This is a genomic window from Dehalococcoidia bacterium (assembly GCA_025054935.1).
Taxonomy (GTDB): Bacteria; Chloroflexota; Dehalococcoidia; order SpSt-223; family SpSt-223; genus JANWZD01.
In genome coordinates, this window is the sequence record JANWZD010000088.1 from 1 (window position 1) to 503 (window position 503).

The window sequence follows — 503 nt, forward strand, 5'->3', positions numbered from 1 at the left end:
TATCGTCTGCCAGCGGATGACCGGGCCGGAGAACTTCCGCCGTGTCTCCACGTTGAACACCGACCTTGAAGGTGAGCGCGCGCTGGCCGTGCTGGCGATGGAGAGTGCCGCCGACCCGAAAGAGAAGGCCGAGAAGCAGGAGCAGGTTAGGGCAATCGAGGAGCGGATGAAGAGCATCAGGGCAGTGGAGACATTGCTCAATCGCGTCGAGACGCAGGTGAAGACGGTGGCGAACGAATTGCAGGCCACGCTGGCCGAGCTGGTACGTCTGCAGGCGCTGGGTGTGAAGGAGGCCGAGCAGCAAGTACCGACGCTGGCCCGGCGCATCCGCAGGCAGATCGAGGAACTGAAGGAGTTCGAGCGCGAGGCAGCGAAGTACTAGCGACTTTGGCCTGCCACTTGGCGCATGAACTGCTCGCTCGAGGGGTTGGCAGCGCAGCATGAAAAGACAACATTGTGTATGTGGCCAATCCAGAACTGGTGGGCGCGCCCTGTGGCCGTGT

General features: G+C 62.2%; 1 protein-coding gene. It reads left to right on the forward strand.

From position 1 onward, the window contains the following. Window positions 1-382, forward strand: a 382-nt coding sequence (locus NZ773_16405; protein ID MCS6803505.1) for a hypothetical protein, incomplete at its 5' end; no start/stop codon positions are given. Window positions 383-503: the final 121 nt, after the last annotated feature.